1 rRNA gene is annotated in these 2,128 nt (G+C 53.5%); it reads left to right on the forward strand.

Annotation, left to right across the window (positions count from 1 at the left end):
• Window positions 1–2,107: ribosomal RNA gene (locus JNB91_RS30165) — 23S ribosomal RNA — on the forward strand; the annotation flags it as partial.
• Between the last annotated feature and the right edge of the window lie 21 nt (window positions 2,108–2,128).

A 2,128-nucleotide genomic window follows, 5' to 3' on the forward strand; every position in this document is an offset into this window, starting at 1 on the left:
AGTTAGTTGCATTAGACCCGAAACCGAGTGATCTAGCCATGAGCAGGCTGAAGGTTGGGTAACACCAACTGGAGGGCCGAACCCGCATCTGTTGCAATAGATTGGGATGACTTGTGGCTAGGGGTGAAAGGCCAATCAAACTCGGAGATAGCTGGTTCTCCGCGAAATCTATTTAGGTAGAGCGTCGACCGAATACCCCAGGGGGTAGAGCACTGGATGGGCTATGGGGACTCACCGTCTTACTGATCCTAACCAAACTCCGAATACCTGGGAGTACTAGTCGGCAGACACACGGCGGGTGCTAACGTCCGTCGTGAAGAGGGCAACAACCCTGACCTCCAGCTAAGGTCCCCAAGTCATGGCTAAGTGGGAAAGGATGTGAGGATCCCAAAACAACCAGGATGTTGGCTTAGAAGCAGCCATCATTTAAAGAAAGCGTAACAGCTCACTGGTCTAAATAAGGGTCTTTGCGCCGAAAATGTAACGGGGCTAAAGCCATGCACCGAAGCTGAGGATGTGGATTTATCCACGTGGTAGCGGAGCGTTCCGTAAGTCTGTGAAGGGGGATCCGTGAGGACCCCTGGAGATATCGGAAGTGCGAATGTTGACATGAGTAACGACAAAGAGGGTGAGAGACCCTCTCGCCGAAAGACCAAGGGTTCCTGCTTAAAGTTAATCTGAGCAGGGTTAGCCGGCCCCTAAGCCGAGGCAGAAATGCGTAGGTGATGGGAACCACGTTAATATTCGTGGGCCTGGTGGTAGTGACGGATTGCGTAACTTGTTTCCACTTATTGGATTGTGGGAGCAGGGAAGCGGTTCCAGGAAATAGCTCCACCGTATAGACCGTACCCGAAACCGACACAGGTGGTCAGGTAGAGTATACCAAGGCGCTTGAGAGAACTATGCTGAAGGAACTCGGCAAATTGCACGCGTAACTTCGGAAGAAGCGTGACCCCTTTTTACGCAAGTGGATTGGGGTGGCACAGACCAGGGGGTAGCGACTGTTTATCAAAAACACAGGGCTCTGCGAAGTCGAAAGACGACGTATAGGGTCTGACGCCTGCCCGGTGCTGGAAGGTTAAAGGGAGAGGTGCAAGCTTTGAACTGAAGCCCCAGTAAACGGCGGCCGTAACTATAACGGTCCTAAGGTAGCGAAATTCCTTGTCGGGTAAGTTCCGACCTGCACGAATGGCGTAACGACTTCCCCGCTGTCTCCAGCATAGACTCAGTGAAATTGAATTCCCCGTGAAGATGCGGGGTTCCTGCGGTTAGACGGAAAGACCCCGTGCACCTTTACTATAGCTTTACACTGGCATTCGTGTCGGCATGTGTAGGATAGGTGGTAGGCTTTGAAGCGGGGACGCCAGTCTTCGTGGAGCCATCCTTGAAATACCACCCTTATCGTCATGGATGTCTAACCGCGGTCCGTCATCCGGATCCGGGACAGTGTATGGTGGGTAGTTTGACTGGGGCGGTCGCCTCCGAAAGAGTAACGGAGGCGCGCGATGGTGGGCTCAGACCGGTCGGAAATCGGTCGTCGAGTGCAATGGCATAAGCCCGCCTGACTGCGAGACTGACAAGTCGAGCAGAGACGAAAGTCGGTCATAGTGATCCGGTGGTCCCGCGTGGAAGGGCCATCGCTCAACGGATAAAAGGTACGCCGGGGATAACAGGCTGATGACCCCCAAGAGTCCATATCGACGGGGTTGTTTGGCACCTCGATGTCGGCTCATCGCATCCTGGGGCTGGAGCAGGTCCCAAGGGTTTGGCTGTTCGCCAATTAAAGCGGTACGTGAGCTGGGTTCAGAACGTCGTGAGACAGTTCGGTCCCTATCTGCCGTGGGTGTAGGAATATTGACAGGATCTGTCCCTAGTACGAGAGGACCGGGATGGACATATCTCTGGTGGACCTGTTGTCGTGCCAACGGCATAGCAGGGTAGCTATATATGGAAGGGATAACCGCTGAAGGCATCTAAGCGGGAAACCCACCTGAAAACGAGTATTCCCTATCAGGGCCGTGGTAGACGACCACGTTGATAGGAGGCGTGTGGACGTGCAGCAATGCATGAAGCTTAGCCTTACTAATAGCCCGATTGGCTTAATCGCTCTCATTGATCAATGCTCATC

The organism is Aliirhizobium wenxiniae, from assembly GCF_019511445.1.
In the GTDB taxonomy this organism is placed as follows: Bacteria; Pseudomonadota; Alphaproteobacteria; order Rhizobiales; family Rhizobiaceae; genus Neorhizobium; species Neorhizobium wenxiniae_A.